Source organism: Peptoclostridium sp. AF21-18 (assembly GCF_003478825.1).
In the GTDB taxonomy this organism is placed as follows: Bacteria; Bacillota; Clostridia; order Peptostreptococcales; family Peptostreptococcaceae; genus Peptacetobacter.
The window spans coordinates 1-25,203 of sequence record NZ_QUGE01000008.1 but is presented as its reverse complement, the minus strand read 5'-3'; the positions used below and the strand labels follow the sequence as shown (position 1 = coordinate 25,203).

Annotated in this window: 23 protein-coding genes and 1 riboswitch; all 23 genes read right to left on the bottom strand. The window is 32.4% G+C overall.

The window, feature by feature from the left end; all coding sequences use genetic code 11:
- Window position 1: 1 nt before the first annotated feature.
- Window positions 2-922, bottom strand: coding sequence for a ComF family protein (locus DWX74_RS05305; protein WP_286164221.1), 921 nt, complete (start codon window positions 920-922; stop codon window positions 2-4).
- A complete protein-coding gene (gene recD2 / locus DWX74_RS05300) occupies window positions 923-3,142 on the bottom strand; it encodes an SF1B family DNA helicase RecD2 (RefSeq protein WP_118549038.1) in 2,220 nt (739 codons plus the stop codon).
- An 84-nt stretch (window positions 3,143-3,226) separates the two neighbouring features.
- Window positions 3,227-3,598 (bottom strand): SprT-like domain-containing protein, encoded by a 372-nt coding sequence (locus DWX74_RS05295; RefSeq protein ID WP_118549037.1) that lies wholly within the window; start codon window positions 3,596-3,598, stop codon window positions 3,227-3,229.
- A gap of 115 nt (window positions 3,599-3,713) precedes the next feature.
- Window positions 3,714-4,907 carry a methionine adenosyltransferase gene (metK, locus tag DWX74_RS05290; RefSeq protein ID WP_118549036.1) on the bottom strand — a complete coding sequence of 398 codons (1,194 nt, stop codon included), beginning with the start codon at window positions 4,905-4,907 and terminating at the stop codon, window positions 3,714-3,716.
- 191 nt (window positions 4,908-5,098) lie between these two features.
- Window positions 5,099-5,200: riboswitch (SAM riboswitch) on the bottom strand.
- 105 nt (window positions 5,201-5,305) lie between these two features.
- A complete protein-coding gene (fabZ, locus tag DWX74_RS05285) occupies window positions 5,306-5,734 on the bottom strand; it encodes a 3-hydroxyacyl-ACP dehydratase FabZ (RefSeq protein WP_118549035.1) in 429 nt (142 codons plus the stop codon).
- 80 nt (window positions 5,735-5,814) lie between these two features.
- Window positions 5,815-6,858 (bottom strand): rod shape-determining protein, encoded by a 1,044-nt coding sequence (locus DWX74_RS05280; protein WP_118549034.1) that lies wholly within the window; start codon window positions 6,856-6,858, stop codon window positions 5,815-5,817.
- A 146-nt stretch (window positions 6,859-7,004) separates the two neighbouring features.
- Entirely contained in the window at window positions 7,005-8,255 is a 1,251-nt protein-coding gene (gene murA / locus DWX74_RS05275) for a UDP-N-acetylglucosamine 1-carboxyvinyltransferase (RefSeq protein WP_118549033.1), read from the bottom strand.
- Window positions 8,256-8,626: 371 nt separating this feature from the next.
- Window positions 8,627-9,394 carry a rhodanese-like domain-containing protein gene (locus tag DWX74_RS05270; protein WP_118549032.1) on the bottom strand — a complete coding sequence of 256 codons (768 nt, stop codon included), beginning with the start codon at window positions 9,392-9,394 and terminating at the stop codon, window positions 8,627-8,629.
- 264 nt (window positions 9,395-9,658) lie between these two features.
- Window positions 9,659-10,048 carry a DUF956 family protein gene (locus tag DWX74_RS05265; RefSeq protein WP_118549031.1) on the bottom strand — a complete coding sequence of 130 codons (390 nt, stop codon included), beginning with the start codon at window positions 10,046-10,048 and terminating at the stop codon, window positions 9,659-9,661.
- Window positions 10,049-10,134: 86 nt separating this feature from the next.
- On the bottom strand, window positions 10,135-11,052 hold the full coding sequence (locus DWX74_RS05260) for a PTS system mannose/fructose/sorbose family transporter subunit IID (RefSeq protein WP_118549030.1): 918 nt from the start codon (window positions 11,050-11,052) through the stop codon (window positions 10,135-10,137).
- 21 nt (window positions 11,053-11,073) lie between these two features.
- A complete protein-coding gene (locus tag DWX74_RS05255) occupies window positions 11,074-11,889 on the bottom strand; it encodes a PTS mannose/fructose/sorbose transporter subunit IIC (RefSeq protein ID WP_118549029.1) in 816 nt (271 codons plus the stop codon).
- 21 nt (window positions 11,890-11,910) lie between these two features.
- Entirely contained in the window at window positions 11,911-12,894 is a 984-nt protein-coding gene (locus tag DWX74_RS05250; RefSeq protein WP_118549028.1) for a mannose/fructose/sorbose PTS transporter subunit IIA, read from the bottom strand.
- Between the two features lie 426 nt (window positions 12,895-13,320).
- Window positions 13,321-15,147 carry a glutamine--fructose-6-phosphate transaminase (isomerizing) gene (gene glmS / locus DWX74_RS05245; RefSeq protein ID WP_118549027.1) on the bottom strand — a complete coding sequence of 609 codons (1,827 nt, stop codon included), beginning with the start codon at window positions 15,145-15,147 and terminating at the stop codon, window positions 13,321-13,323.
- Window positions 15,148-15,408: 261 nt separating this feature from the next.
- A complete protein-coding gene (gene glmM, locus DWX74_RS05240) occupies window positions 15,409-16,755 on the bottom strand; it encodes a phosphoglucosamine mutase (protein WP_118549026.1) in 1,347 nt (448 codons plus the stop codon).
- 371 nt (window positions 16,756-17,126) lie between these two features.
- The gene (locus DWX74_RS05235; protein WP_118549025.1) at window positions 17,127-17,672 is read right to left on the bottom strand and encodes a 2-oxoacid:acceptor oxidoreductase family protein; all 546 of its coding nucleotides are present in this window, start codon (window positions 17,670-17,672) and stop codon (window positions 17,127-17,129) included.
- On the bottom strand, window positions 17,673-18,431 hold the full coding sequence (locus tag DWX74_RS05230; RefSeq protein ID WP_118549024.1) for a thiamine pyrophosphate-dependent enzyme: 759 nt from the start codon (window positions 18,429-18,431) through the stop codon (window positions 17,673-17,675).
- Window positions 18,431-19,495, bottom strand: coding sequence for a 3-methyl-2-oxobutanoate dehydrogenase subunit VorB (locus DWX74_RS05225; RefSeq protein ID WP_006438927.1), 1,065 nt, complete (start codon window positions 19,493-19,495; stop codon window positions 18,431-18,433). The genes DWX74_RS05230 and DWX74_RS05225 overlap by 1 nt, the downstream gene beginning before the upstream one ends.
- Window positions 19,496-19,528: 33 nt before the next feature.
- Window positions 19,529-19,744, bottom strand: coding sequence for a 4Fe-4S binding protein (locus DWX74_RS05220; RefSeq protein ID WP_006438926.1), 216 nt, complete (start codon window positions 19,742-19,744; stop codon window positions 19,529-19,531).
- A gap of 42 nt (window positions 19,745-19,786) precedes the next feature.
- Window positions 19,787-20,467 (bottom strand): ATP-binding protein, encoded by a 681-nt coding sequence (locus DWX74_RS05215; RefSeq protein ID WP_118549023.1) that lies wholly within the window; start codon window positions 20,465-20,467, stop codon window positions 19,787-19,789.
- Window positions 20,457-21,536 carry a butyrate kinase gene (gene buk / locus DWX74_RS05210; RefSeq protein WP_006438924.1) on the bottom strand — a complete coding sequence of 360 codons (1,080 nt, stop codon included), beginning with the start codon at window positions 21,534-21,536 and terminating at the stop codon, window positions 20,457-20,459. The genes DWX74_RS05215 and buk overlap by 11 nt, the downstream gene beginning before the upstream one ends.
- A 134-nt stretch (window positions 21,537-21,670) precedes the next feature.
- Entirely contained in the window at window positions 21,671-22,579 is a 909-nt protein-coding gene (gene ptb / locus DWX74_RS05205; RefSeq protein ID WP_118549022.1) for a phosphate butyryltransferase, read from the bottom strand.
- Window positions 22,580-23,105: 526 nt separating this feature from the next.
- The gene (locus DWX74_RS05200) at window positions 23,106-24,002 is read right to left on the bottom strand and encodes a CdaR family protein (RefSeq protein WP_118549021.1); all 897 of its coding nucleotides are present in this window, start codon (window positions 24,000-24,002) and stop codon (window positions 23,106-23,108) included.
- Window positions 23,999-24,838 (bottom strand): diadenylate cyclase CdaA, encoded by an 840-nt coding sequence (gene cdaA, locus DWX74_RS05195; RefSeq protein WP_118549020.1) that lies wholly within the window; start codon window positions 24,836-24,838, stop codon window positions 23,999-24,001. Before cdaA ends, DWX74_RS05200 begins: the two co-directional genes overlap by 4 nt.
- Between the last annotated feature and the right edge of the window lie 365 nt (window positions 24,839-25,203).

Genomic DNA, 25,203 nt, shown 5'->3' with positions numbered 1-25,203 from the left:
ATTAATCTATATTTCTCGTCAAGAATGTCAAAACTATTATCTCGTCTACTCCATATATTTTAAGCTTTTTAGAAATCTCATTTACAGTAGTTCCTGTAGTAAATATATCATCGACTAATATTATCCTCTTTCCTATTATTTCCTCGCTATCCACTTTAACTTCAAAGGCGTTTTTTAATTCTTTTTCACGTTGAAATTTATTGAGTGCATAGAGTCTTTTTGTGTTTCTATTTCTCTTTACACAGTCTATTATCGGTATATTTGTACATTCAGAAAGATAACTAGCAATCTTTTCTGCTTGATTAAATCCCCTAATCCTCATTCTCTTTTTATACAGAGGTACTGGTATTATATAATCCGCAGAAAGCTGCTCAAATTCCAACTTATCTCTCATTACCTGGGCAATATATCTAGACATATACGTATTTCCATAGTACTTCAACGAAAGCACTAACACCTTACTCTTATCACAATACTCTATGCAGGATATTGCCCTATCAAAGTAAAAATTCTTATTCTCACAGAATTTGCATCTCGTGTATTCTATCTTTTTTTCTTCTACCTTTCCATATCCTTCTCTATACTCTTCAAATTTTTCTAAAACATATTCCTCATCATCGTCAATTTTGAGATTTACTGCATCTTTTGACTCATTATTTCCCGTCAAAATTATACAATTATCCTCAATTTCCTTAATCTCCTCATCTGCAAGATTATCCTCTTCGTCATCACTTTTATCAAAATTTATCCTATTTATCACAGGTTTTCCACATTTGTGGCACTCTTCTTTGATAAATGTCATTTCTTCAAAGCAATCCTTACAGAGAGAATATGTATTGTTTGGATCTATAGGCTTTTGACATATTAAACAGGTTATATTTTGTGGAAAGAAAAAATCCATAATCAATGATAGATAATTCAACTATACTAGCACTCCTTCTCTTTTTATCCGGTTAAGTTTGAGAGCTAGGTTTGAATATCTAGCATTCACTCTATTATTTTGAACCATCTGTTTTAAATATCTAACATCTCCAACTAGTACAACTAATTTTTTTGCCCTAGTTATAGCTGTATAAAGTAGGTTTCTCGATAGTAGCATAGGTGGCGCCCATGCTATTGGTATTACTACCACCGGGAATTCACTCCCCTGACTTTTGTGTATTGTTGTACAGAAACTGTGGTCTAGTTCGTCAAGTTCTTCAAAATTATATTCAACTATTCTTGAGCCTTCAAACATAACGTAGATAATTTTTTTATTCTTGTCTATATAATAAATATATCCAATATCTCCGTTATATATACCTTCGCCGTTCTCTGTTTCGTCCTCATTTTTCCAGCTTTTTGTATAGTTATTTTTTATCTGCATTACTTTATCGCCAATTCTAAATATCCTTTTATTTAAAGTAACTTCGACCTTTCTTTCTGATGGTGGATTTAGGTATCTCTGTAGAATTATATTCATATTTGTAACACCTATATCACCTTTTCTCATAGGGCTTAAAATCTGTATATCCTCTAATGGATCCACTTTGTAGAACTTAGGCAATCTTGTTTCTACAAGCCCTATTATAGTGTTCATTATTTCTTCATTTGTAGCCGCATTTAAAAAGAAGAAGTCCTTATTTTTTGCATTTAGATATGGTGCTTCTCCATTATTTATCTTATGTGCATTGACTATTATCATACTTTCCTGAGCCTGTCTAAATATCTCATCAAGTCTTACAACTTTGATAACTTGAGAATCTATTATATCTCTAAGAACATTTCCTGCGCCTACTGATGGAAGCTGGTCACTATCTCCTACTATTATAAATCTAGTCCCTGGTTTTATAGCATTTACAAGACTAAACATTAGAAGTATATCTATCATAGATGCTTCGTCTACAATTATTACATCTGCTTTTATAGGCTCCTCTTCGTTTTTAAAGAATACTAAATCGTCATCTGTAGAGTATCCCATCTCAAGAAGTCTGTGTATAGTCTTAGCTTCTTCATTAGATGTTTCACTCATTCTCTTAGCTGCACGTCCTGTTGGAGCTGCAAGTACTACTTCCTTCTTTTTACGCTTAAATATCTTTATTATAGTATTTATGGTCGTTGTTTTACCTGTACCTGGTCCACCTGTGATAACACTTACACCGCTCTGTAGAGCCTCTGTAACAGCTTCTCTCTGTCTATTAGCTAACTTTATACCTTCAGCCTTTTCTACAGCTTCTATTTCTGCATCTATATCTATTTTTTTATCCTTTTTAAAGTCAAAAGTTGCAAGCTCTATAAGCTTCTTGCACACACCATTTTCTGCTAAGTAATAATTCATAAGGTATACAAGCAGAAAATCTCCAACTTTGTCTAGCTTAATCTTTTGAGCATAGGCCAAATCTAGTAGACAATTATCTATCTTATCAATTTCAACTCCTAAAAGTTTTACTGCCTCTTTTTCTACTTCTTTTTCTGGAAGAAATGTATGTCCTTCTCCAAGAGCTTTTTTTAAGACATATATTATTCCCTGGCTAATTCTGTCTTTAGAATCTCTTTCTATACCTATCTTTTGAGCTAAGTTATCTGCTACTTTAAAGCCTATCCCCCTTATATCTTCTGCAAGTCTATACGGGTTTGATTTTATTAGTTTCATAGCTCTATTGTTGTATTTTTTATATATCTTTAAACATAGGTTTGGAGTTATTCCAAATGGAGCTAATTCAAGAATTATTTTCCTAAGTTCTCTATCTTCTTCATAGCTTTCTACAATCTGAGCAACTTTTTTCTTTCCTATTCCATCTATTTCCTGAAGTCTTTCTGGAGCATTTTGAATAACATCCAACGTATCTACACCAAATTTATCAATTATTTTATTGGCCATTTTTTCACCTATACCTTTAATCATTCCAGATGCTAGGTATACCCTAATTCCTTCAATAGATGTCGGTGTAACAGGCACGAAGCTACTTACTTCAAACTGATTCCCATATACCTTATGTCTTCCCCATTTTCCTTCAACTTCAACAGTTTCACCTACAGAAAGAGTAGGCATACATCCTACTACGGAAATCTCTCCGTCCTCATTTGTAAGTTTTGCTATTGTATATCCGTTGTCTTCATTTTGAAATACTATATCTGTTATTAATCCCTCTATTCTCTCCACTTTTTCACCTCCTATGTTATATTTTCACTACATATAAGATTAATTATACTAATTGTACAAGTTTTTTTCAAACATAAGTTCGTTTTAACACACCTTATCTCCCTTTTTTCTCATAACGGCATTTCCTGGAGCACCTACTAGCTCACATATATTTTTAAATCTTCTATCGTGCCCACAAGCTTCTTTGTGAATTTCATTTGCCGCATAATGAGCGTATTCATGTCTAATTATCCCTATTACAGTATTTTCATCGTATTCTCCAGACACAGTCTTTGTTGAAAATTCAAAGCAAACTGGCACTATTTTCTTATCTTCTATTTTAAATTTGTACATTCCAAGACTTCTTGTCATTCTCGGATTTATTTTTATTGGAAGTTCAGATCCCTTTTTACCAAGAATTCTATCCATTTTTTTCATTTCTTTTCTTATATCTTCTACACTCCAATATTTATACATTTTACTCTCCCCCTTTCACATATCACTATAATTATAATAATATATTTACCTAAAAAAAATGCATACACTCATCAATCGAAAAAGTGTATGCATCTAAAATTCTAATTAATTTTTATTATTCACCTAGTGCTTCTTTTTTAAGTATTTCAGCTTTATCAGTTCTTTCCCATGGAAGATCTATGTCAGTTCTACCAAAGTGTCCGTAAGCTGCACACTGTTTGTATATTGGTCTTAGAAGGTCTAGGTCTCTTATTATCGCACCTGGTCTTAAGTCAAAGTATTTGTTTACTAGTTCAACTAGTTTTTCTTCAGAAACTTTTCCAGTTCCGAATGTATCAACGAATATAGATAGAGGTCTAGCAACACCTATAGCGTATGATAATTCTATTTCACATTTGTCTGCAAGTCCAGCTGCTACTATATTTTTAGCAACATATCTTGCTGCATAAGCTGCAGATCTGTCAACTTTTGTTGGGTCTTTTCCAGAGAATGCTCCTCCACCATGTCTAGAATATCCACCGTAAGTATCTATTATTATTTTTCTTCCTGTAAGTCCTGTATCTCCCTGTGGTCCACCTACAACGAATCTTCCTGTTGGGTTTACATAGTATAATGTTTCTTCATCAAGAAGTTCTGCTGGTATAACAGCTTTTATAACGTGTTCTATTAAGTCTTTTCTTATCTGTTCAGTTGTTACATCTTCACTGTGCTGAGTAGATATTAATATTGTATGAACTCTTACTGGTTTATTGTCTTCGTATTCTACAGTTACCTGAGTTTTTCCGTCTGGTCTTAAGTATTCAAGAAGTCCAGATTTTCTAACTTCTGTTAATCTTCTAGATAATTTGTGAGCTAAAGATATTGGTAATGGCATAAGTTCTGGAGTTTCATTACAAGCAAATCCGAACATTATACCCTGGTCTCCTGCTCCTACTTTTTCTATTTCTTCTTCAGTTACTTCTCCTGATTTACTTTCTAATCCTTCGTCAACACCCATTGCTATATCGCCTGACTGTTCATCTATAGATGTTATAACTGCACAAGTGTCACAGTCAAATCCGAATTTAGCTCTTGTGTATCCTATTTCTTTTACTGTTTCTCTAACTAATTTTGGGATATCAACGTATGCTGATGTACTTATTTCCCCTGCTACTAATACTAATCCTGTTGTAACTGTTGTTTCACATGCAACTCTTGATTTTGGATCTGCTTCTAATAATGCGTCTAGTATTGAGTCTGATATCTGGTCACAGATTTTATCTGGATGTCCTTCAGTTACTGATTCTGATGTAAATAAATGTCTTGCCATTCTTTCTTTCCTCCCTTTTCCTTTAAATTACCTTTTTATATTACGTCATCTTCCTATTATGGATTTCTCCAATTTTCTTTTTATTATTTTTATGTTAGTTATTGTATTTACACTGATTTGCAAAGAATTTTTATAATAAAAAAACCTCTTCACTAAAAGAAGAGGTTAATTATGCATAACTAATTAACATAACCTCATCTTTCAGGATAAATCCTGTAGGAATTAGCACCTTTTCCCTTGTGGGTGGTTGCCGGGCTTCATCGGGCCTGTCCCTCAGCCTCTCTTGATAAGGTAATCAAGATTGTCTATTTTTTCAACGAATTTAATTTTATAATAGATTATATCTTTTGTCAATATAAAATTCAAACCAAAAGATAAATTATTATTTTTAGATAATTTTATTTTTCTGTAAGTGCAAACATTAATTCTCCCTTACACACTAATTCACCGTCAACATAAGCTGCGGCATCTGCTTTTCCTATGTTTCTCTTTAAGGCCTTCATTTCTATTTCCATAGTTAATGTATCTCCTGGTCTTACTTCTCTTTTAAATCTTACTTTATCTATGCCAGCAAATACGCCTAGTTTCCCCTTGTTTTCTTCAAGAGACATCATAGCAACTGCACCTACCTGTGCCATAGCTTCTATTATTAAAACGCCTGGCATTAGAGGGTATTCTGGGAAATGCCCCTGGAAAAATGGTTCATTAGCAGTCACATTTTTTATACCTACTGCTCTTTTTCCCGCTTCAAGTTCAACTATTTTATCTACTAAAAGAAATGGATATCTATGTGGTATTATTTCCTTTATTTGATCAATATTTAACATATCTTTCTCCCAATTACTCTATTTTAAATTTGAGGAGTTTAGATACTAAACCCCTCAATCTCTTTACAATTTGATATTTATTATTTTTCTTCTGCTGGCATTGATTTGAAAGATCCACCAGTTTTTAATATGTCTAATGAACTTAATGCAGCACCAGTACCTGTTGCAACACAAGATAATGGATTGTCAGCTATTCTAACTTTTATTCCTGTTCTCTGTTCTATTTTTTTGTCTAGTCCGTATAATAATGATCCTCCACCAGTCATAACGATTCCTGATTCACTTATATCTGCAGCTAATTCAGGTGGTGTTTTTTCAAGTACTGAGTGAGTAGTAACAACTATCTGTTCTACACATTCATCTAAAGCTTCTAATGTTTCTGCTGAGCTTATTTCAACAGTACATGGAAGTCCAGTTATCTGGTTTCTTCCTGTTACTTTCATGAATTTTTCTTCTTCTCTCTTGAATGCACTACCTATTTCCATTTTAACTTTTTCAGCTGTTCTTTCACCTATTATAAGGTTGTGCTGTTTTTTCATGTATTTTGTTATTGCGTCGTCAAATTTATCTCCACCCATTTTTATAGAGTCGCTGACAACAGCTCCACCAAGAGATATTACTGCTATATCGACAGTACCACCACCGATATCTATTATCATATTTCCACTTGGTTCACCTATTTCTATTCCTGCACCTATTGCAGCAGCTATAGGCTCTTCTATAACATAAACTTCTCTAGCTCCAGCCTGTTTTGTAGCATCTTCAACCGCTCTTTTTTCAACTTCTGTAACACCAGTTGGTACACATACCATTATTCTAGGCATTACTATTTTACCGAAGCCTTTCTTTTCTACTATTTTTTCAACAAAATATTTTAACATTTTTTCTGTTGTATTGTAGTCAGATATAACACCATCTCTAAGAGGTCTTATAGCTGATATATTAGCAGGTGTTCTACCTATCATTCTTTTTGCTTCTTTACCAACCGCTAATATTTCATTTGTTTTATTATCTATTGCAACTACTGAAGGTTCTTCAAGTACTATTCCTTTTCCACTCACATATACTAAGACATTAGCTGTCCCTAAATCTATTCCTATATCAGCACCAGATACTTTTGCCATTTCAAAAACTCCTTTGTCATTTAAATATTTTTTGCTAAATAAATTTAGCTATATACTAAATTATATCATATTTTCAAATTATTATTATCTTGTAAATCTATTATTTTTTCGCATTATTAATAAACCTTAGGTATTTTTCGAAAATGTTATTCAACTATTTCTATATTACCACCTAAAGCTCTTATTTTCTTGTCTATATCCACATAACCTCTCTGTATATGATATATTTCACCTATCTGTGTTTCACCTTCTGCTATAAGTCCACATAATATAAGTGCTGCACCAGCTCTTAAATCAGTTGCATTAACTTTAGCTCCGTATAATTTATCAACGCCATTTACTATAGCACTTCTTCCTTCTATCTTTATATCTGCTCCCATTCTATTGAATTCAGCAACATGCATAAATCTATTTTCAAATACAGTTTCTATAACAACTGCTGTACCATTAGCTATTGTAAGCATTGCCATAAACTGTGCCTGAACATCTGTTGGGAATCCAGGATGTGGAAGTGTTTTTATATCTATTGGTTTTAATACTTCTGGTCCTATTACTCTAACTGCATTTTCCATTTCGATTATTTCACAACCAGTTTCTCTTAATTTTGCTATTATTGGTTTTAAGTGTTCCATAAGTACGTTTTCCACAGTTATATCACCTTTTGTCATAGCTGCTGCAACCATGTATGTAGCTGCTTCTATTCTATCAGGTATTACTGTGTGTTCAGCACCTTTTAAAGATTCAACACCTTTTATTTTTATTGTATTTGTTCCTGCACCTTTAACATTTGCTCCCATTTCATTTAGGAAGTTAGCTAAGTCAACTATTTCTGGTTCTTCTGCTGCATTTTCTATTATAGTTGTTCCTTCTGCTAATGCTGCAGCCATCATTATGTTTTCTGTAGCTCCTACTGATGGGAAATCAAGGTATAATTTGTTTCCTGTTAATTTTTCTGTTTTTGCTTCTACAAATCCATGATCTATTTCTACTTCAGCTCCTAATGATTTGAATCCTTTTAGATGTAAATCTATAGGTCTTGTTCCTATAGCACATCCACCTGGCATAGATATTTTTGTATGATTAAATCTAGCAAGTAAAGGACCCATCACTAAGAATGAAGCTCTCATTTTTCTAACTAGTTCGTATGGTGCTTCACAAGTAGTTATATTACTAGCATCTACTGTTAAAGTAGTTCCTTCATATGTTACTTCAGCACCTAAATGTCTTAAAAGATCTGATATAACATGAACATCTCTAAGATTTGGTACTCCTTTTAAAACTGATTTTCCTTCTGCAAGTAATGTAGCTGCTATTATTGGTAATACAGCATTTTTTGCTCCGTCTATTTTAACTGTACCTCTTAAAGGTGCACTTTTTTTAACTATTATTTTTGGCATATTTTTTCTCCTCTAACTTTTATCTATATTTAATTTGGCTATCTCTCATATTTATTCTATCGTATAGTATTTTTATGTTTATATTCTATTTTAATACACTATTTTTTAGTGTATCTATGTTTAATTTTTATTTTTATCGTATTCTTTATTATATAATAATTTTCTAAAAATTTCATTACTCTTGCTGAGTTTGTAACCTTTTTTAATTAGTCGCAAAATTTAAATCATTTCATCATTTATCTACAATTCAACATTTTACGCCTTATCAATTATATCACTTTATGTAAACTTTATGAAGGGATTAACAAAAAAAAGACTGTATTTTTATAAATACAGTCTTTTCTAAAAAATAATCTATTATTCTATTTTAATTATTCACCTTTAACTAGGTTGTATTCGTACTGTTTAACACCGTCTGCATTGTAAACATCTGTAAATCCATTGTCTACTAAGAACTGTGCTAATTTTCCACTCTTATTTCCTGAGTTGCAGTATACTATAACTTTTTTGTCTTTGTACTGTTCTAATTCACCTAATTTATCTTTAGCTTCGTCAACGAATACGTTTATAGCACCATCGATATGTCCTTTAGCGAAATCTTTAGCATCTCTAGCATCTATTACTACAGTGTTAGCAGTATCTTTCATTGCTTCTACTACTTCATCACCTTTCATAGTTTTAACTTCTGCTTTAGGTTCTTCTTTACCCTGAACTAATTCATATTCATACTGTTTAACACCATCTGCATTAGAAACATCTGTGAATCCGTTGTCTACTAATAACTGTGCTAATTTTCCTGATTTTTTACCTGAGTTGCAGTATACTATAACTTTTTTATCTTTATACTGTTCAAGATCACCAAGTTTAGATTCAGCTTCATCTACAAAAACATTTAATGCTCCTTTTATATGTCCAGCTTCGTATTCAGAAGCATCTCTAGCATCTATTACTACAGTGTTAGCATCTTTCATAGCTTCCACTACTTCGTCACCTTTTATAGTTTTAACTTCTGCTTTAGCCTGTTCCTGTTTAGCTTCTTCTTTTGGAGCTTCTTCCTGTTTGCTACATCCAACAGCACCTATAGATAATACTAATGCTGTACCTATTGCTAGAACTTTAAATTTTTTGTTTAATTTCATTTGTATCCCTACCTTCCTTAACTTGTATACGTTCTTATTTTTATTATATCATATAAAACAAATTTTTTAAATTTTTTAATATATCGTTAATAACTATAGTATAACAAATTAAAATAGTTTTATTAAATATATATTTTTTATTTAATCATAATAAAAACTTATCTTTAAATCCTATTTAACATTTATTTTATTTATATTTATTTTTCTCAATACTATATATAGGCATAAAAAAAAGTGTATTTTCATACACTCTAATTTATTTCTTTATTTTTCATTTTTATCTTTTATTCTAAATATTCTCTTTAATCCTCTTCCTATTACTTGGAAGAAAGTTAGAGATTTTAATAATTTGTCTGATTCTATATATTTATTTACAGCTCTTAAAGTAGCTTTATTATCTCTTGTAGAAAAGCTATATGTTCCATTTTCTTTTGTAACTATTGCAAAACGAGATATCCATTTTCCACGAAAACTCACAGATCCTAATACATGATCTACCTCTGTCCAAGGAATCTGAATATAGTCGTTTACATTTTTTTCATTATAGAATTCAAACGCTTTATCACCAATCATTACATTTCCGTAGCTAGTTAGACCTAAGAATGATGTCGCAGGTACTGTATAGTCTACCTTTGTGTTCATTGATTGAGCCATTAAACACCCTCCTAAAAAATATTATATTTAAAGAAAAAGCTCAGATAACTGAGCTTTTCCTTTGTAATATATTTGAAAATATTTAATTACATTATACCTAATAAGTGAGCACCTATACCAACTATGAATAATGCTATGATTATTACTATTGGAGATACATTTTTCTTTAATAACTTACAGCATAATAATGTTAATAATAAAGCTGCAAGTCCAGGTATTAACTGATCTAAGTTACCCTGTAATGTAGTAGTTTTAACTACATCTAGAGCATTTCCACCTAGTGAGTTATACATTGTAAGTGCCTGTTTTATACCTTCTGTTCCAGCTGGTAAGCTAGCCCAATCTATATACGCACCTTCAGACTGTGTAACCTGAGAAACTACTGGAGTAAATGATATACTTACCCAACGCTGAACTAGAGAACCTATTATGAACATACCAAGTATTGAAGCTCCCTGAGTTATTTTTCCTAATAATCCACCAGATAAATCCTGTGCTATTGAGCTACCAACTTTGTATCCGAATTCCTGAGTGTACCATAAGAAAGCCATACGGATTATATTCCATGCAAAGAAGAATATTAGTGGACCAACTATGTTTCCACCTAATGCTAATGAAGCACCTAATGCTCCAAGTATTGGTCTTAGAGTGAACCAGAATACTGGGTCACCAACCCCTGCTAGAGGTCCCATCATACCAACTTTAACACCCTGTATTGCCTGGTCGTTAACTTCAGCACCATTAGCTCTTTCTTCTTCAAGTGCTAATGTAACCCCTATAACTGGAGCTGATACGTAAGGATGTGTATTGTAGAATTCCATGTGTCTTTTTAAAGCAGCAACCTGGTCTTCTTTATTTGTATATAATTTTTTGATAGCTGGTATCATTGAGTAACACCATCCACCATTCTGCATACGTTCATAGTTCCAAGAACCCTGAAGGAACTGATGACGCCAAGCAACAGACATACGGTCTTTTTTAGTTAATGTTTTTCTTTCTGCCATTTTTCTTTTCCTCCTTCAAGATTAATATTCATTTAATATATCGCCAAGTGGATCTCCAGAACCACCGTTTCCATTACCGCCGTTTCCAGCACTTTCTTTTAGTCCTAAGTATAATAGAGCTAAAGATACACCTATTACACCAAGAGCTATAAGTGTTAACTGGTTTACAGCAGCTATAACAAATCCTAGAGCGAAGAATGGCCATGTTTCTTTTGTTGACATCATGTTTATAACCATTGCATACCCAACAGCGGCAACCATTCCACCACCGATTGTCATACCTGTTGCTAACCATTCAGGCATTGAGTTTAATGCACCTGTTACAACTGATGCTGGTACGAAACATAAAGCTGCAGCTGGTATAGCTATTCTTACACCCTGAAGTAATATAGCTATTATGTGCCACATTTCCATTTTTCTCATGTTTGCTTCTTCAGCAGCAGCATCCATGAAATGAACTATTGGTATAGATAATGTACGAACTATCATAGTTAAGAATAAACCTGCTACTGATAGTGGTATAGCAACTGCTATAGAAGTAGATATTGCAGTCTGAACATTAGTAGTTCCACCATTTAATCCTAATACCATTATTATTGCAGAAGCAACTGATGCTAAAGCAGCATCTGGTGCAACTGCAGCACCAACGTTTGCCCATCCAAGAGCTATCATCTGTAATGAACCACCAAGGATTACACCCTCAGTTAAATGTCCACTTACTAATCCTATTAATGTACATGCCACTAGAGGCTGATGGAACTGGAATTCATCTAGAACCCCTTCCATACCTGCTAGCAAGGCAACAACAATTATTAAAAGTACTGTTATCATTGACATAACTTTATATCCTCCTCGCCTTTATGCTTTTGCTAATTCAGCTTTTGCTTTTTTAAGAAGATCATCGATATTTTCTCCAGATTCACTTGGAACCTTACGAACATCAAATTTTATTCCCATATCTTTTAATTCTTCTATTGTTTCTATATCTTTTGCGTCCATTGCTATTGCTTTATTTGCAACAACTTTACCTACAGAGTGAGCCATAGAACCTAAGTTTAGTTCTTTAACTTCAACTCCACCTTTTATTGCTCTTAAAGCATCCTGTGGTGTTTCGAATAATAACATTGCTTCAGTATTTCCAAAACGAGTATCTTTCTGAACTTTTATCATTTTGTCGATTGGAACAACGTTTGCTTTTACCCCAGGAGGAGCCGCCTGTTCTATCATTTTCTTACGTAAATCGTCGTGAGCAACAGAGTCTGAAACTACGATTATACGATTTGGTTTTGTTGTTTTTGTCCAAGTTGTAGCAACCTGTCCATGTAATAAACGTGTATCTATACGAGCTAACACGTATTTTATTTTTCCGTCACCTATTACTGTTCCTTCTGGTATTGCACCACCAGCAGTTGCCTGAACTGGAGCAGCTTCTTCTTTTTTAGGTTCTAAAGATTCGGGACAAACTTTTATTCCTTCTCTTCCAGCACCTACTATATAAGCTGCTATTTCGTGAGCAGTTTCCATAGATAGACGTGCACCGTATGCTTCTACAAGCATTGGTAAGTTAAGACCAGTAACTATAGCCCATTTTTCGTGTCCTTCAACAAGTCCTGTAGCCTGATTGAATGGTGTACCACTCCATAAGTCTACTAAGAATAAAACTTCTTCAGGATTTTCGAATGTAGCAATAGCTTCTTCCATCTTAGCTTTTAAATCGTTTGGGCCTTCGCTTGGCTGTAATGTAACAGCTTTAACATCCTGCTGTTCACCAAATATCATTGATACTGACTGTAGTATCCCATTAGCGAAGTCACCATGACTAGCAAGAACAATTCCTACCATATCTCTTTTCCTCCATCCATTAATTTTTATATTTTGAGTTTTATAAATAGAGAAAACAAATTATCATCATAAAATTGCATTTTAAACCAACCTCTTAAAGTTAAAAATATCACAATTAAATTAATATAATAGCATTATACCCTAAGGTATCAATCTTATGCTTTCCCTTTTCCTAAACTCATTAAATACATTATACATTATATAGAAAATTAAAATTTTTTTCAACAATTATTTGTCAATCTTAATTTCTTATAAAAACAGGATAACCTTTGTCTACTTTATTTTCAAACAAGAAAAAAGCTATGCTTATTTCTTATTCACAAAATTTGCATAGCTTTACTTTATATTTTTATTTATTACTTTTCTTACTAAAATATTTTTTCAATTTGCTTATAAATCTAAACTATTATAGTTTTTTTCTATACATTATTCAACTGTAACAGACTTAGCAAGGTTTCTTGGTTTATCTACATCAAGTCCTTTCATTGTTGATACATAGTAAGCTAGTAGCTGCATTGGTACAACTGCAACTATAGGAACTAACATATCATCGCAGTTTGGTATGTATATTACCTCATCAGAAACTTTTTCTACACTTCTATTGTGTTCCTGGGCTATTGATGCAACAAATGCACCTCTTGCTTTTACTTCCTGCATATTTGATACCATTTTTTCAAATAAGTTTTCCTGTGTTGCTATAGATATTACCGGAGTTCCTTCTTCTATAAGAGCTATTGTTCCATGTTTTAATTCTCCTGCCGCAAATGCTTCTGAGTGTATATATGAAACTTCTTTTAATTTTAAAGACCCTTCCATAGCTAGTGAGTAATCAACTCCCCTTCCAAGGAAGAATACATGCTCTTTAGAAACTATTCTTTCAGCAGTTTCTTTTATTTTATCTTGGTTATCTAATACTTTCTGAATTTTTTCTGGAAGTTTTTTCATTTTTTCTATAGTTGATAAATATTCTTCTCTAGTTATTGTTCCTTTTTCAAGAGCAAAGTTTAGAGCTATCATATATAAAGAAGTTATCTGAGTAGTGTATGCTTTTGTTGAAGCAACTGCTATTTCAGGTCCAGCCCAAGTATAGAATACTTCGTCTGCCTCTCTTGATATTGATGAACCTACAACATTTGTTATTGCAAGTATTTTAGCACCTTTAGCTTTTGAATCTCTTAAAACTGCTAGTGTATCAGCTGTTTCCCCAGACTGACTTACAAGTATTACTAAAGAATGTTCATCTACAAAGTTATCACTGTATCTGAATTCTGATGCTATATCTGTTATTACTGGAACTTTTAGGTATTTTTCTAAAGCATTTTTTCCAAGTAATCCAGCGTGGTATGCTGTACCGCAAGCAACTATATATATTCTATTTATACTATCTAAGTCTTCTTTTGTTAAATGGATTCCATCTAATACTATGTTTCCATTTTCGTCTAGTCTTCTTTCAAGTGTGTTTTTAACACCTTCTGGCTGTTCATTTATTTCTTTAAGCATGAAACAGTCGTATCCACCTTTTGAAGCTGCTTCTATATCCCATTTTACATCGTATATCTCTTTTTCAACAGGATTTCTTTCTGCGTCATATATTTTAAGTTCATTTCCTTTTATGTGAACAACTTCTCCATTTTCAAGGAAGTATACTTTTCTAGTGTATTTTAAAAGCGCTGGTATATCTGAAGCTATGAAGTTTTCTCCTTCTCCAACACCTGCTATAAGAGGACTGTCTTTTCTAACAGCTACTAATTCATCTTCGTTATATTTGCATATAACACCTAGTGCATAAGCTCCTCTTAATCTAGCTACTGTTTTGTAAACAGCATCAAGAAGATTTCCTTCGTAGTATTTATCTACTAAGTGAGCTATTACCTCTGTATCAGTTTCTGATCTGAACTCTACTCCATCTTCTTTTAATTCTTCCTTTAATTCCATGTAGTTTTCTATTATACCATTGTGGACAACTGCTATTGTTTTGTCCATATTGAAATGAGGATGAGAGTTTACATCTGATGGTTCCCCATGAGTAGCCCATCTTGTATGTCCTATACCTAAATTACCTTTCATTTCATTTTTTTCAATGTCTTCTGCAAGTACAGCAAGTCTACCTTTGAATTTTCTGATTTCTAATTCACCATCATTGCATACAGCAACACCCGCTGAATCATAACCTCTGTACTCTAATTTTGATAGTCCATCAACTATCACCTCTGATGCATTTTTTGGTCCTAAGTACCCAACTATTCCACACATAATTCTGTGCCTCCTAAAAATTATTTATAATATATATTTTTAGAAGTAGTGATAAAAAAATTATTTACTCAAATTTCCCTTTGTCCAAAGAATCACTTCTAAGTTTTGAAGAAATTTTACGATGGTAAATACACCGCAGAGCACCCGCCGAATATTCGATTAACTCTGACCTCGTCAACTTGAAATTTTATTTATTTTACAAGTTCTGGCGCTAAAAACAGAAACGGAAACAAAAGTGTTCCCGTCTCCGTAATTTTACAACTAAGCAAGTCTTTCTTTTATAAGTTCTGCAAGATTAGTTGCTAATTCTTTTATCTGTTCTACTTCTTTACCCTCTAACATAACTCTCACAAGAGGTTCTGTTCCTGATGGTCTTATAAGAACTCTACCTTCTCCATCAAGAAGTTTTTCTATTCTTTCTATTTCAGCTTTAACCTCTGGGAATTCCATGTATCTATTTTTATTTTCATTTTTAACCTTTGCATTTATAAGTACCTGAGGATACTGTTCCATAACAGATGCTAATTCAGAAAGAGTTTTTCCTTCTTCCGCTATTATTCCTGATAATACTAGTGAACTTAATGTACCGTCCCCAGTTGTATTGTTGTCTAGGAATATTAAATGTCCTGACTGTTCTCCACCAAGAACATATCCTTCTTTTAGCATTTCTTCCATTACGTATCTATCCCCTACTTTTGTTATAGCAAGGTCTATATCATTTTCTTTTGCTGCTATCTTTAGACCTATATTAGTCATTACAGTAACAACAAGAGTATTTTTAGCTAGTTTACCTTTTTTCTTTAAGTTTATAGCGCTTAGTATCATTATTCTATCGCCATCAACTATATTACCTTTTTCATCTACAGCTATTAATCTATCTGCATCTCCATCGTATGCAAGCCCATAGTCTGCTCCTTCTTCAACCACAACTTTCTGTAAATTTTCCGGATGAGTTGAACCACATTTATCGTTTATATTTGTTCCATCTGGATCAGCAGCTATAGCTATTACTTCAGCCCCTAATCTTCTGTATGCCTCTGGAGCTACTTTTGAAGCTGCACCATTTGCACAATCTAGAACTATTTTTTTACCAGTTAAGTCAACTCCCGCAGATTCTATTAAGAAATCTACATATTCATTCTGAGCTTCATGTCTATGTATTCTTTTACCAACTTCTGTTCCTGTTGGATTTGCATTAACAGCATCTATATCGTCTATATATTTTTCTATTTCTAGTTCTATATTGTCATCTAATTTAAATCCATCTTTATTGAAGAATTTTATTCCATTAAATTCTACTGGATTGTGTGAAGCAGATATTACAACACCACAGTCTGCGTTGTATTTTCTTGTTAGATATGCAACTGCAGGTGTAGGTATTACACCAACTGTTATAACATCACAACCTACTGACATAAGTCCTGATATTAAAGCTGCTTCTAACATATCTCCAGATATTCTAGTATCTTTACCTACTACAACCTTTACTCTGTGATCTCCTTTTGCAAGGACATAACCGCCTGCTCTACCTAGTTTGTATGCAAGGTTACAGTCAAGCTCTGTATTTGCTACTCCTCTTACTCCATCAGTTCCAAAATATTTTCTCATACTATTCGCCCTTTCCCGGTATAAATTAAATCCTCTTTGTTTTATAACATTCTCATTTTTTCATTATTTGCTAGTTAATCTTTTTTACTATTTTTGTATTTATTTTTCTTTTTTTAAATTCTCTCAAAATTTAATTAAATAGTTTATACTTTTCATTATACATTTATTATTATTCTTTTATTTATAAACGTTATCTTTTTACATAAGACTATTTTATTACTTATCAATAAAAAACTCAATAGAAATATTTTTATTATTAATATAAATAGATATTAATAAGGTCTTTGATAGTTTTTTGTACAAAAAAAGAAAGTTATCGAATAATCGATAACTTTCTATATATGATAATTTAGTTTTACCTAAACAAAAATCTATTTCTGTGTAGCTTCTATACCTTTTTCTAATGCTGATCTGTTTAGTGGTATGAATTTAGCTTTTCTTTCCCCGAAAACTTTTTTGAATGCTTCAAGAACAGAATCAACTGAAACAGTTCCAGATACACCTAAGTAAGCACCTAACATTATCATGTTAGCAACTTTAGGGTTACCTAATTCAGCTGCTAATTCGTTTGCTGGTATATAATAAACATCTACATCATCTCTAGCAACTTTTTCTTTTATTAAAGAAGAGTTTACTAATATTTTTCCTCCAGGTATAACATCGTTCTGGAATTTGTGGAATGCTGGTAAGTTCATTAATATAGCTGCTGTAGCATCATCAGTTATTAATGGAGAACCAACTTCGTGATCAGATACTGTTACCGCACAGTTAGCAGTACCTCCACGCATTTCTGGTCCATAAGATGGTAACCAAGAAACTTCTTTATTTTCTAGCATTCCTGCATAAGTTAGTAACTGTCCCATAGACATAACACCCTGGCCTCCGAAGCCTGCACATATTACTCTAGCTGTAGACATTTACTTCACCTCCTGTTCATCAAGATCTATATCTTTAAAGTTTCCTAAAGGATAGTATGGTATCATGTTATCTCTTAACCACTGTAATGCATCTGGTGCAGTTTTACCCCAGTTTGTTGGGCAAGTAGATAATACTTCAACTATAGAGAATCCTTTTCCAGCTAACTGAACCTGGAAAGCTTTCTTTATAGCTTTTTTAGCTGCTCTTACGTGTGCAGGAGTATCAACAGTTACTCTTTCTACGAATACAGCACCTTCTATTGTAGCTAACATTTCAGATATTCTTAAAGAGAATCCATTTATTTCTGGATTTCTACCATCCTGGCAAGTTGTAGCTTTCTGTCCAACTAATGTTGTAGGAGCCATCTGTCCACCAGTCATACCATATATAGCATTATTTACGAATATAGTAGTTATTTTTTCTCCTCTGTTTGCAGCATGTACTATTTCTGCAGCACCTATAGATGCTAAGTCACCATCTCCCTGATAAGTGAATACTACTTTGTCAGGCTGGCATCTTTTTATTCCTGTTGCACAAGCTGGAGCTCTACCGTGAGCAGCTTCCTGTGTATCACAGTTGAAGTAGTTATATGCTAAAACTGAACATCCAACTGGAACAACACCTATAGTGTCACCTAAAACACCTAATTCTTCTAAAACTTCAGCTACTAATCTGTGGATTATACCATGAGTACATCCTGGACAGTAGTGAGTCTGGACTTCCTGAAGCCCTTTAGTTCTTTCAAATACAACAGCCATTATTTAGCACCTCCTGAAAGTATTTCTTTTGCAAGTCTTGTTAAATCTTTTGGTAGTGGAACCATACCACCTGGTCTACCATGGAAGTGAACTGGTAATTTACATTCACATGCAAGTTTAACGTCTTCTATCATCTGTCCCATAGACATTTCTACAACGAATAAATCTTTAGCATTAGGTATTTTTGTAAATGCTTCATTTGGGAATGGCCATAAAACTTTAGGTCTTATTAAACCAACTTTTAATCCTTCTGCTCTTAAATCATCTACTGCATTTTTAACAACTCTTGAAGTAGTTCCGTAAGCAACGAATACTAATTCAGCGTCATCTGTATTGTACATTTCATACTGAACTTCATTAGCTTCCATAGCTTTGAATTTTTCATTTAAGTGCCAGCAGTGTTCTTCTAGAACTTCTGGTGATAAGTATAAAGAGTTTATAACATTTGGTTTTCTCTGTCCTTTAGTACCAGTTGTAGCCCAGTCTTTTGGAGGTAATTCTCTTTTTCTTTCTGGAGCTTTAAATTCTACTGGTTCCATCATCTGTCCTATCATACCATCAGCCATAACCATTACTGGTGTTCTGTAGTAATCTGCAACATCAAATGCTTCCTGTATCATATCAACTGCTTCCTGAACTGTAGCTGGAGCGAATACTGGAGTTCTGTAGTCACCATTTCCTCCACCTCTAGTTGTCATGTAGTAATCTGCCTGAGATGGCTGTATACTTCCTAGTCCTGGACCACCTCTCATTACGTTTAGTATAACACATGGTACTTCTGCACCAACTGCATATGTTATACCTTCCTGTTTAAGTGCAACACCTGGAGAAGATGAAGAAGTCATAACTCTTACTCCTGATCCTCCTGCACCGTAAACCATATTTATAGCAGCAACTTCAGATTCAGACTGAACGAATGCTCCACCTACTTTTGGTAATTCTCTTGATAAATATTCTGGTAATTCACTCTGTGGAGTTATTGGGTAACCGAAGAAATATTTACATCCAGCTTCTATAGCTGCTTTACCAAACGCTTCGTTACCTTTCATAAGTATCTTAGCCATTAAAATTCCCCCCTATGATTATTTATTAAATAATTAGTCTCTTTCTACAGTTATAACTACGTCTGGGCACATCATTGCACAGCTAGCACAACCTATACATTTTTCCATTTCTACTACTCTAGCAGGGTTATATCCCTTTTCATTTGTTGTTTCAGTGTCTAGTGATATTATTTTCATTGGACATACTTCTACACACAATCCACAACCTTTACAGTACTTTTGATCAAAAGATACTCTTCCTTTAGCCATTTGCTTAAGCCTCCTTAAACTATCATTTTATTTGAAACCAAACTACATCATCCAGTCGTCTCTCATATATAGATCTATTGGAAGTATTTCTCCTTCCAATCCGTCTGGAAGCTGGTTTGCAACCTCTCTTAAACAAGCCACATATTTTATAGGTATATTTCTTGCTTTAGAAACTTCTCTTGAAACTTCCTGTCCTTTTAATACATCTTCTACTGTTGTAGCTTTCAGCATATGAGTATTGTTTATAAGTCCAGTTACTTTCAACTGAGATGCTGCTTCAATTTCATCTATATATTCCATAACTTCTTCAGCAGTCTGAGTTCTTTCTCTGTTAGCATTGACAACAAAGAATAAATCATATTCGTCGTCAGGTATTGAGCCACGGAATCTTGCTATTACCCTAGCTCCTACTTTATCTCCACCTAAATCTATAACATACTGATAAGATTTATCATTCATTGGAGTTGTAACTTCAGCAGATACAGCTGGTAAGTCTAAACTTGGTGCATCTACTGAACTATCTATAGGGTGTATACCCATAGCTTTCATTTCTTCTTTTCTTTCTCTTGATCTGAAGTAAACATTTACTACGTCAAGATCGGCAAGTGCTACTTTATCTTCTGTTTCTTTTCTTAGCTGTACGACATAGTTAACGGCAACTTCACTTTTACCACTACCATAGTGGCCAGTTATTATTCTTATTCTTTTATCTTTATTTACCATATACTAAAGCCTCTTCTTCTCCATTAAGAACTCTTAGTCCACCCTGAGCTAGAGCTATCATTTCGTCTTCTCCTGGATAAACTTTAACTTCTGCTATGAAGCCAACTCTTTCTGATATTTCTTTAGTGAATGATTTTGAATAAGCTATACCACCTGTTAATAATACAGCATCTACGTTACCTTTTAATACAGCTGCACATGCACCTATTTCTTTAGCTACCTGATATGCCATTGCGTCATATACAAGTTTAGCTTTTTCATTTCCTGCTTCTATCATTTCTTCAACTTCTCTTGCATCATTAGTGTTTAGATAAGAAACAAGTCCTGCACTACCTTTTATTTTTTTCTTCATATCGTCTAATGTATATTCTCCACTGAAGCACATTTTTATTAGGCTTCCTACTGGTAGTCCACCAGATCTTTCTGGAGAGAATGGTCCTTCACCATCTAATGCATTAGCAACATCTATAACTCTTCCTTTTTCGTGAGCTCCTACAGATATTCCTCCACCCATATGAGCTACTATTAGGTTAACGTCTTCGTATGATTTTCCAACTTCTTTAGCATATCTTCTTGCTATTGCTTTCTGATTTAAAGCGTGGAATATACTTGTTCTTTCTATATCAGCCATTCCTGATATTCTAGCTACATCCTGTAATTCATCAACAACAACAGGGTCTACTATGAAAGAAGGTACTCCTACTTCATCACCTATCTGTTTAGCTATTATTCCACCAAGGTTAGAAGCGTGTTCTCCTGAAACACCAACTCTTAAGTCTTCTACCATGTCAGCATTAACTGCATAAGTTCCACCTTTTATAGGTTTTAAAAGACCACCTCTACCTACAACAGCGTCTAATTCAGATGTTTTCACTCCACCTTCAGCTAAAGCGTCTTCTATAACACCTTTACGGAATTCGAACTGATCTGCTATTTTGTCGTATTTTCCGATTTCTTCTGAAGAGTGTCTAAGTGTTTTTTCAAATACTAATGATTCATCATCGAAAACAGCTATTTTTGTAGATGTTGAACCTGGGTTAATAGTTAATATTCTATTTACTTTACTCATGTAGTTTTTACCTCCTGTAAAATTTAAAAACCTATTGTCTAATAAATTAATTAAAAAATATAAATTTCAAGCTATTTTGTAGCTTTTTATATAATCTAAAATAATTTTATATTTTAGATTTAATCAAAGTTAAATTATTTTGCAGTTTTAGCTGCCATAAGAACTCCAAGTGCTATAGAGTTTAATTTAGTTTCTTCTGTATCTGCTCTTGAAGTAAGTATTACTGGTGCTTTTGCTCCAACTATTACACCTGCATTTTTAGCCTGTGCAAAGAATACCATTGATTTGTAAAGAACGTTACCAGCCTCTATATCTGGAACTAATAGTATATCAGCTTTTCCAGCACCTGGATGGTTAACACCTTTATGAGCTGCTGCTTCTTCTGAAACTGCATTATCTAGTGCAAATGGTCCACCTACTACACAACCAGTTATTTCACCTTTTTCACACATTTCCTGAAGTTCTGCTGCTTCAACTGTATCTTTCATTTTTGGATTTACTTTTTCTTTTGCACATAAGCATGCAACATTTGGCACTTCTATATCTAATGCGTGTGCAACATCAACTGCATTTTCTATTATCTGTTTTTTAGCTGCAACATCTGGAGCTAAGTTCATAGCTGCATCAGTTATGAAGAATAATCTGTCAAATCCATTAACATCGAATACTGCAACATGGCTTAATACTTTACCAGTTCTTAGACCTATTTCTTTGTCTAATACTGCTTTAAGAACTATTGATGTATCAACTATTCCTTTCATTACCATATCAGCTTTTCCTGATGAAACAAGTTCAACAGCTTTTCTTGAAGCTTCTACTAAATCTTCTATATTTATTAATTCATAGTTAGCTAAATCTATTCCTAATTCTTTTGCTATAGGTTCTGTTTTAGCTATATCCCCAACTAATATAGCGTTTGCTATGCCTTCTTTTCTTGCCATTTCAACTGCAAGTAAAACTTCTTTATCCTGGCAGCAAGCAACTGATATTGTTTTAGGTCCTCTTTCTTTTGCAAATTTTATAACTTCTTCAAAGTTTTTCATAAACTCCACCTCGTAGTAGTATTTTTTATTTGTATATCATAATTATATTATACTCTATTATTAAAACAAAATAAATCGTTTTCCAGATATGTATCATTTTATTTTTTTACAGAATATGCCATTCAAAATACATTATATATTTATAATATCTCTAAAATAAATAAGTTGCAATAAAAATATAAATTTAACAAAAATAAATTTATATTTCATTGCAACTTGATTTTTTTAGAATTCTACTTTTATATTTTCCATGTGCTATTCTTTACTTTATTAAACAATATTCAATTCAATCGTTTTTATTTTCAGAATATTTATATTTACATTTATATTATTAAATATAATCTTACTATATTTATACATATTTACATTTTTTTATAAAATAGTAAACTTAATTTTTTATACTTATTATTTGTTATGTAAATATCAATTCTATCTTTTGTCACACAATTCAATATATTTGCATCTTTTTTATTTAATTGTATGTCACTTTTAACATAAATATTTTTATAGATTCAACGAAAACGTTTTACCTATCTAAACTTACTCTAACTTTGTTTTCAGTACATTTTATATTATTAGGTATAACTAAACTCACTTCTATACTTTTTTTATTTTTTAATTCCTCAGTATCTACAGATTCAGTTTCTATGTATTGTATATTTTTTAGCACTTCCTCTTTACCAGTTATTAAAACTTTTTCTTCATTTAATTTATATGTTGGTAAATCGTCACCATTAAGTGATACTTTTATAGGTACTGATTTAGAATCTAGCATCTTTATATTTAAATATACATATGGATTTTCTATATCTAATCCTTTTACTTCTTTTCCATTTTCGTCTACTGCAATTAATCTAACTTTTTTAGTTATATTCTTTTTATCAACATCTTTTAATGAATCTACCTTTCCTATAACACCTTTTACCTTAGCCATCTGTGTTCTAGGACCAGAAACAGTTACATACTCTTCATCTAATTTTATAGAATCTATATTCTCTTTATTTTCATCACTCATATTTATTTCTATTTTTAGATTTTTACTTATTTTTTTCTCTAAATTGACAATTATTGTGCTTTGAGTAAATTCATGACTTACCCTTTCTGACATATTTGCCCTCAAGTATACTTCATTTTTTCCCTCTATAGGATTATCAATTTCTCCATATACCTTTATATCATCTTTATCTATGTTTTTTACATTTGATAGTTTTCCACTTATATTCATACTTGATAATAGAGATTCATCTGGATAAATCACAAGATCTTTCTCATCTAATTCGTCTAGATTACTAACTGTTACTGGTATATCTTCTATTAATTTTGTATCCTCTGGATCTACTATTGCAATTACATACATCCATAGCGCTATTGCACTGAATAGTGCAATTAACTTTACTTTTGTATTATTTTTTAGTCTCATCATTTAAATAATCCTCCTATAAAAGAGCTCTTTTCTTCTTTTTTAGCCTGAAGATTATGAGATAATATACTCTTCATTCTTTCTTTTGTAATATCTCTATATAATTTACCTGATTTTGCTATTGAAACTCCTCCTGTTTCTTCTGAAACTATTAAAGTTAAACAGTCAGACACTTCACTAACACCTACACCTGCTCTATGTCTAGTTCCTAAATCTTTACTTAGATCTTTACTCTGTGTTAATGGCAAGAAACAAGCCGCTGCCTTTATTTTTGACTCTCTAACAACAACAGCACCATCATGTAATGGTGTATTAGGTATAAATATATTTACTAATAACTGTCGTGATATTTCAGAGTCTAGTATTGTACCTGTATTTATTATATCATTTAACTTAGTTTCTCTTTCCATAACAATTAAAGCTCCTATCTTTTGTCTTGCTAATGAATATAGAGCCTCAACTATTTCATCTATTACATGATTAAATTTTTCTTCAGACACCACTGATTGTTTTTGGAATATTTTTAATTTTGTTCTTCCTATATGTTCTAATCCTGCTCTTAGCTCTGGCTGGAATATTATGAAAGGAAGAATAAAACCAACTTCTAAAGATTTTACTAATAGCCAATAAATTGTGTGTAATTTGAATATTTTACTAGCTCCAGTTGCAACAAGTAATATTAAAAGACCTTTTAAAACCTGTTCTGCTCTTGTATCTTTTATAAACATAAATATCTTATAAAATAAATATGTCACTATTGCTATATCAAGTATATCGTTAATACCCATTTGGTATATCATATCTAAAAATTCTCCAACAAAAGAACCAAAATCTAACACTTTTTTTCCTCCTTATATTTTTATTTATATTAAAAATATTATTATTAATTCATCTCATTTTAATATTAATCTCTCACATTAAATATTATACTATATATAAGAATTAAAATACACAAATTATTTATATCATAAAGAACTTATTAATTTCTTTATTAATGTTAAATTTATTTTTAATTTATTTTTATATTTTCTTAATTTTTTTATTATATAATTATAGATTTATTTTTTTAGATTTTATTTACTTTTGATATAATAATTTTTAATACAATAAATTATAAAAAAAAAGATCCTGTAAAAAACAGAATCTTTATTAATGAGCGCAGAAGGATTCGAACCTTCGACACACGCCTTAGAAGGGCGTTGCT

Coding starts and splice junctions, on each gene's coding strand:
- DWX74_RS05230 (WP_118549024.1), bottom strand. CDS start 18,431: ATGGCTGTTGTATTTGAAAGAACTAAAGGGCTTCAGGAAGTCCAGACT.
- buk (WP_006438924.1), bottom strand. CDS start 21,536: ATGAGTAAAGTAAATAGAATATTAACTATTAACCCAGGTTCAACATCT.
- glmS (WP_118549027.1), bottom strand. CDS start 15,147: ATGTGTGGAATAGTTGGGTACTTAGGACCAAAAAATGCATCAGAGGTG.
- DWX74_RS05260 (WP_118549030.1), bottom strand. CDS start 11,052: ATGGCAGAAAGAAAAACATTAACTAAAAAAGACCGTATGTCTGTTGCT.
- ptb (WP_118549022.1), bottom strand. CDS start 22,579: ATGAAAAACTTTGAAGAAGTTATAAAATTTGCAAAAGAAAGAGGACCT.
- glmM (WP_118549026.1), bottom strand. CDS start 16,755: ATGAGAAAATATTTTGGAACTGATGGAGTAAGAGGAGTAGCAAATACA.
- DWX74_RS05225 (WP_006438927.1), bottom strand. CDS start 19,495: ATGGCTAAGATACTTATGAAAGGTAACGAAGCGTTTGGTAAAGCAGCT.
- murA (WP_118549033.1), bottom strand. CDS start 8,255: ATGCCAAAAATAATAGTTAAAAAAAGTGCACCTTTAAGAGGTACAGTT.
- DWX74_RS05200 (WP_118549021.1), bottom strand. CDS start 24,002: ATGATGAGACTAAAAAATAATACAAAAGTAAAGTTAATTGCACTATTC.
- fabZ (WP_118549035.1), bottom strand. CDS start 5,734: ATGTTAAATATTGATCAAATAAAGGAAATAATACCACATAGATATCCA.
- DWX74_RS05215 (WP_118549023.1), bottom strand. CDS start 20,467: ATGGTAAATAAAGATAAAAGAATAAGAATAATAACTGGCCACTATGGT.
- DWX74_RS05295 (WP_118549037.1), bottom strand. CDS start 3,598: ATGTATAAATATTGGAGTGTAGAAGATATAAGAAAAGAAATGAAAAAA.
- DWX74_RS05235 (WP_118549025.1), bottom strand. CDS start 17,672: ATGTCTACAGCTAGAGTAATATGTGCAGGCTTCGGAGGCCAGGGTGTT.
- metK (WP_118549036.1), bottom strand. CDS start 4,907: ATGGCAAGACATTTATTTACATCAGAATCAGTAACTGAAGGACATCCA.
- DWX74_RS05265 (WP_118549031.1), bottom strand. CDS start 10,048: ATGGCTCAATCAATGAACACAAAGGTAGACTATACAGTACCTGCGACA.
- DWX74_RS05220 (WP_006438926.1), bottom strand. CDS start 19,744: ATGGCTAAAGGAAGAGTATCTTTTGATCAAAAGTACTGTAAAGGTTGT.
- DWX74_RS05250 (WP_118549028.1), bottom strand. CDS start 12,894: ATGGTAGGAATTGTTCTTGCTAGTCATGGTGACTTCGCTAATGGGATA.
- DWX74_RS05270 (WP_118549032.1), bottom strand. CDS start 9,394: ATGAAATTAAACAAAAAATTTAAAGTTCTAGCAATAGGTACAGCATTA.
- DWX74_RS05255 (WP_118549029.1), bottom strand. CDS start 11,889: ATGTCAATGATAACAGTACTTTTAATAATTGTTGTTGCCTTGCTAGCA.
- DWX74_RS05280 (WP_118549034.1), bottom strand. CDS start 6,858: ATGGCAAAAGTATCTGGTGCTGATATAGGAATAGATTTAGGGACAGCT.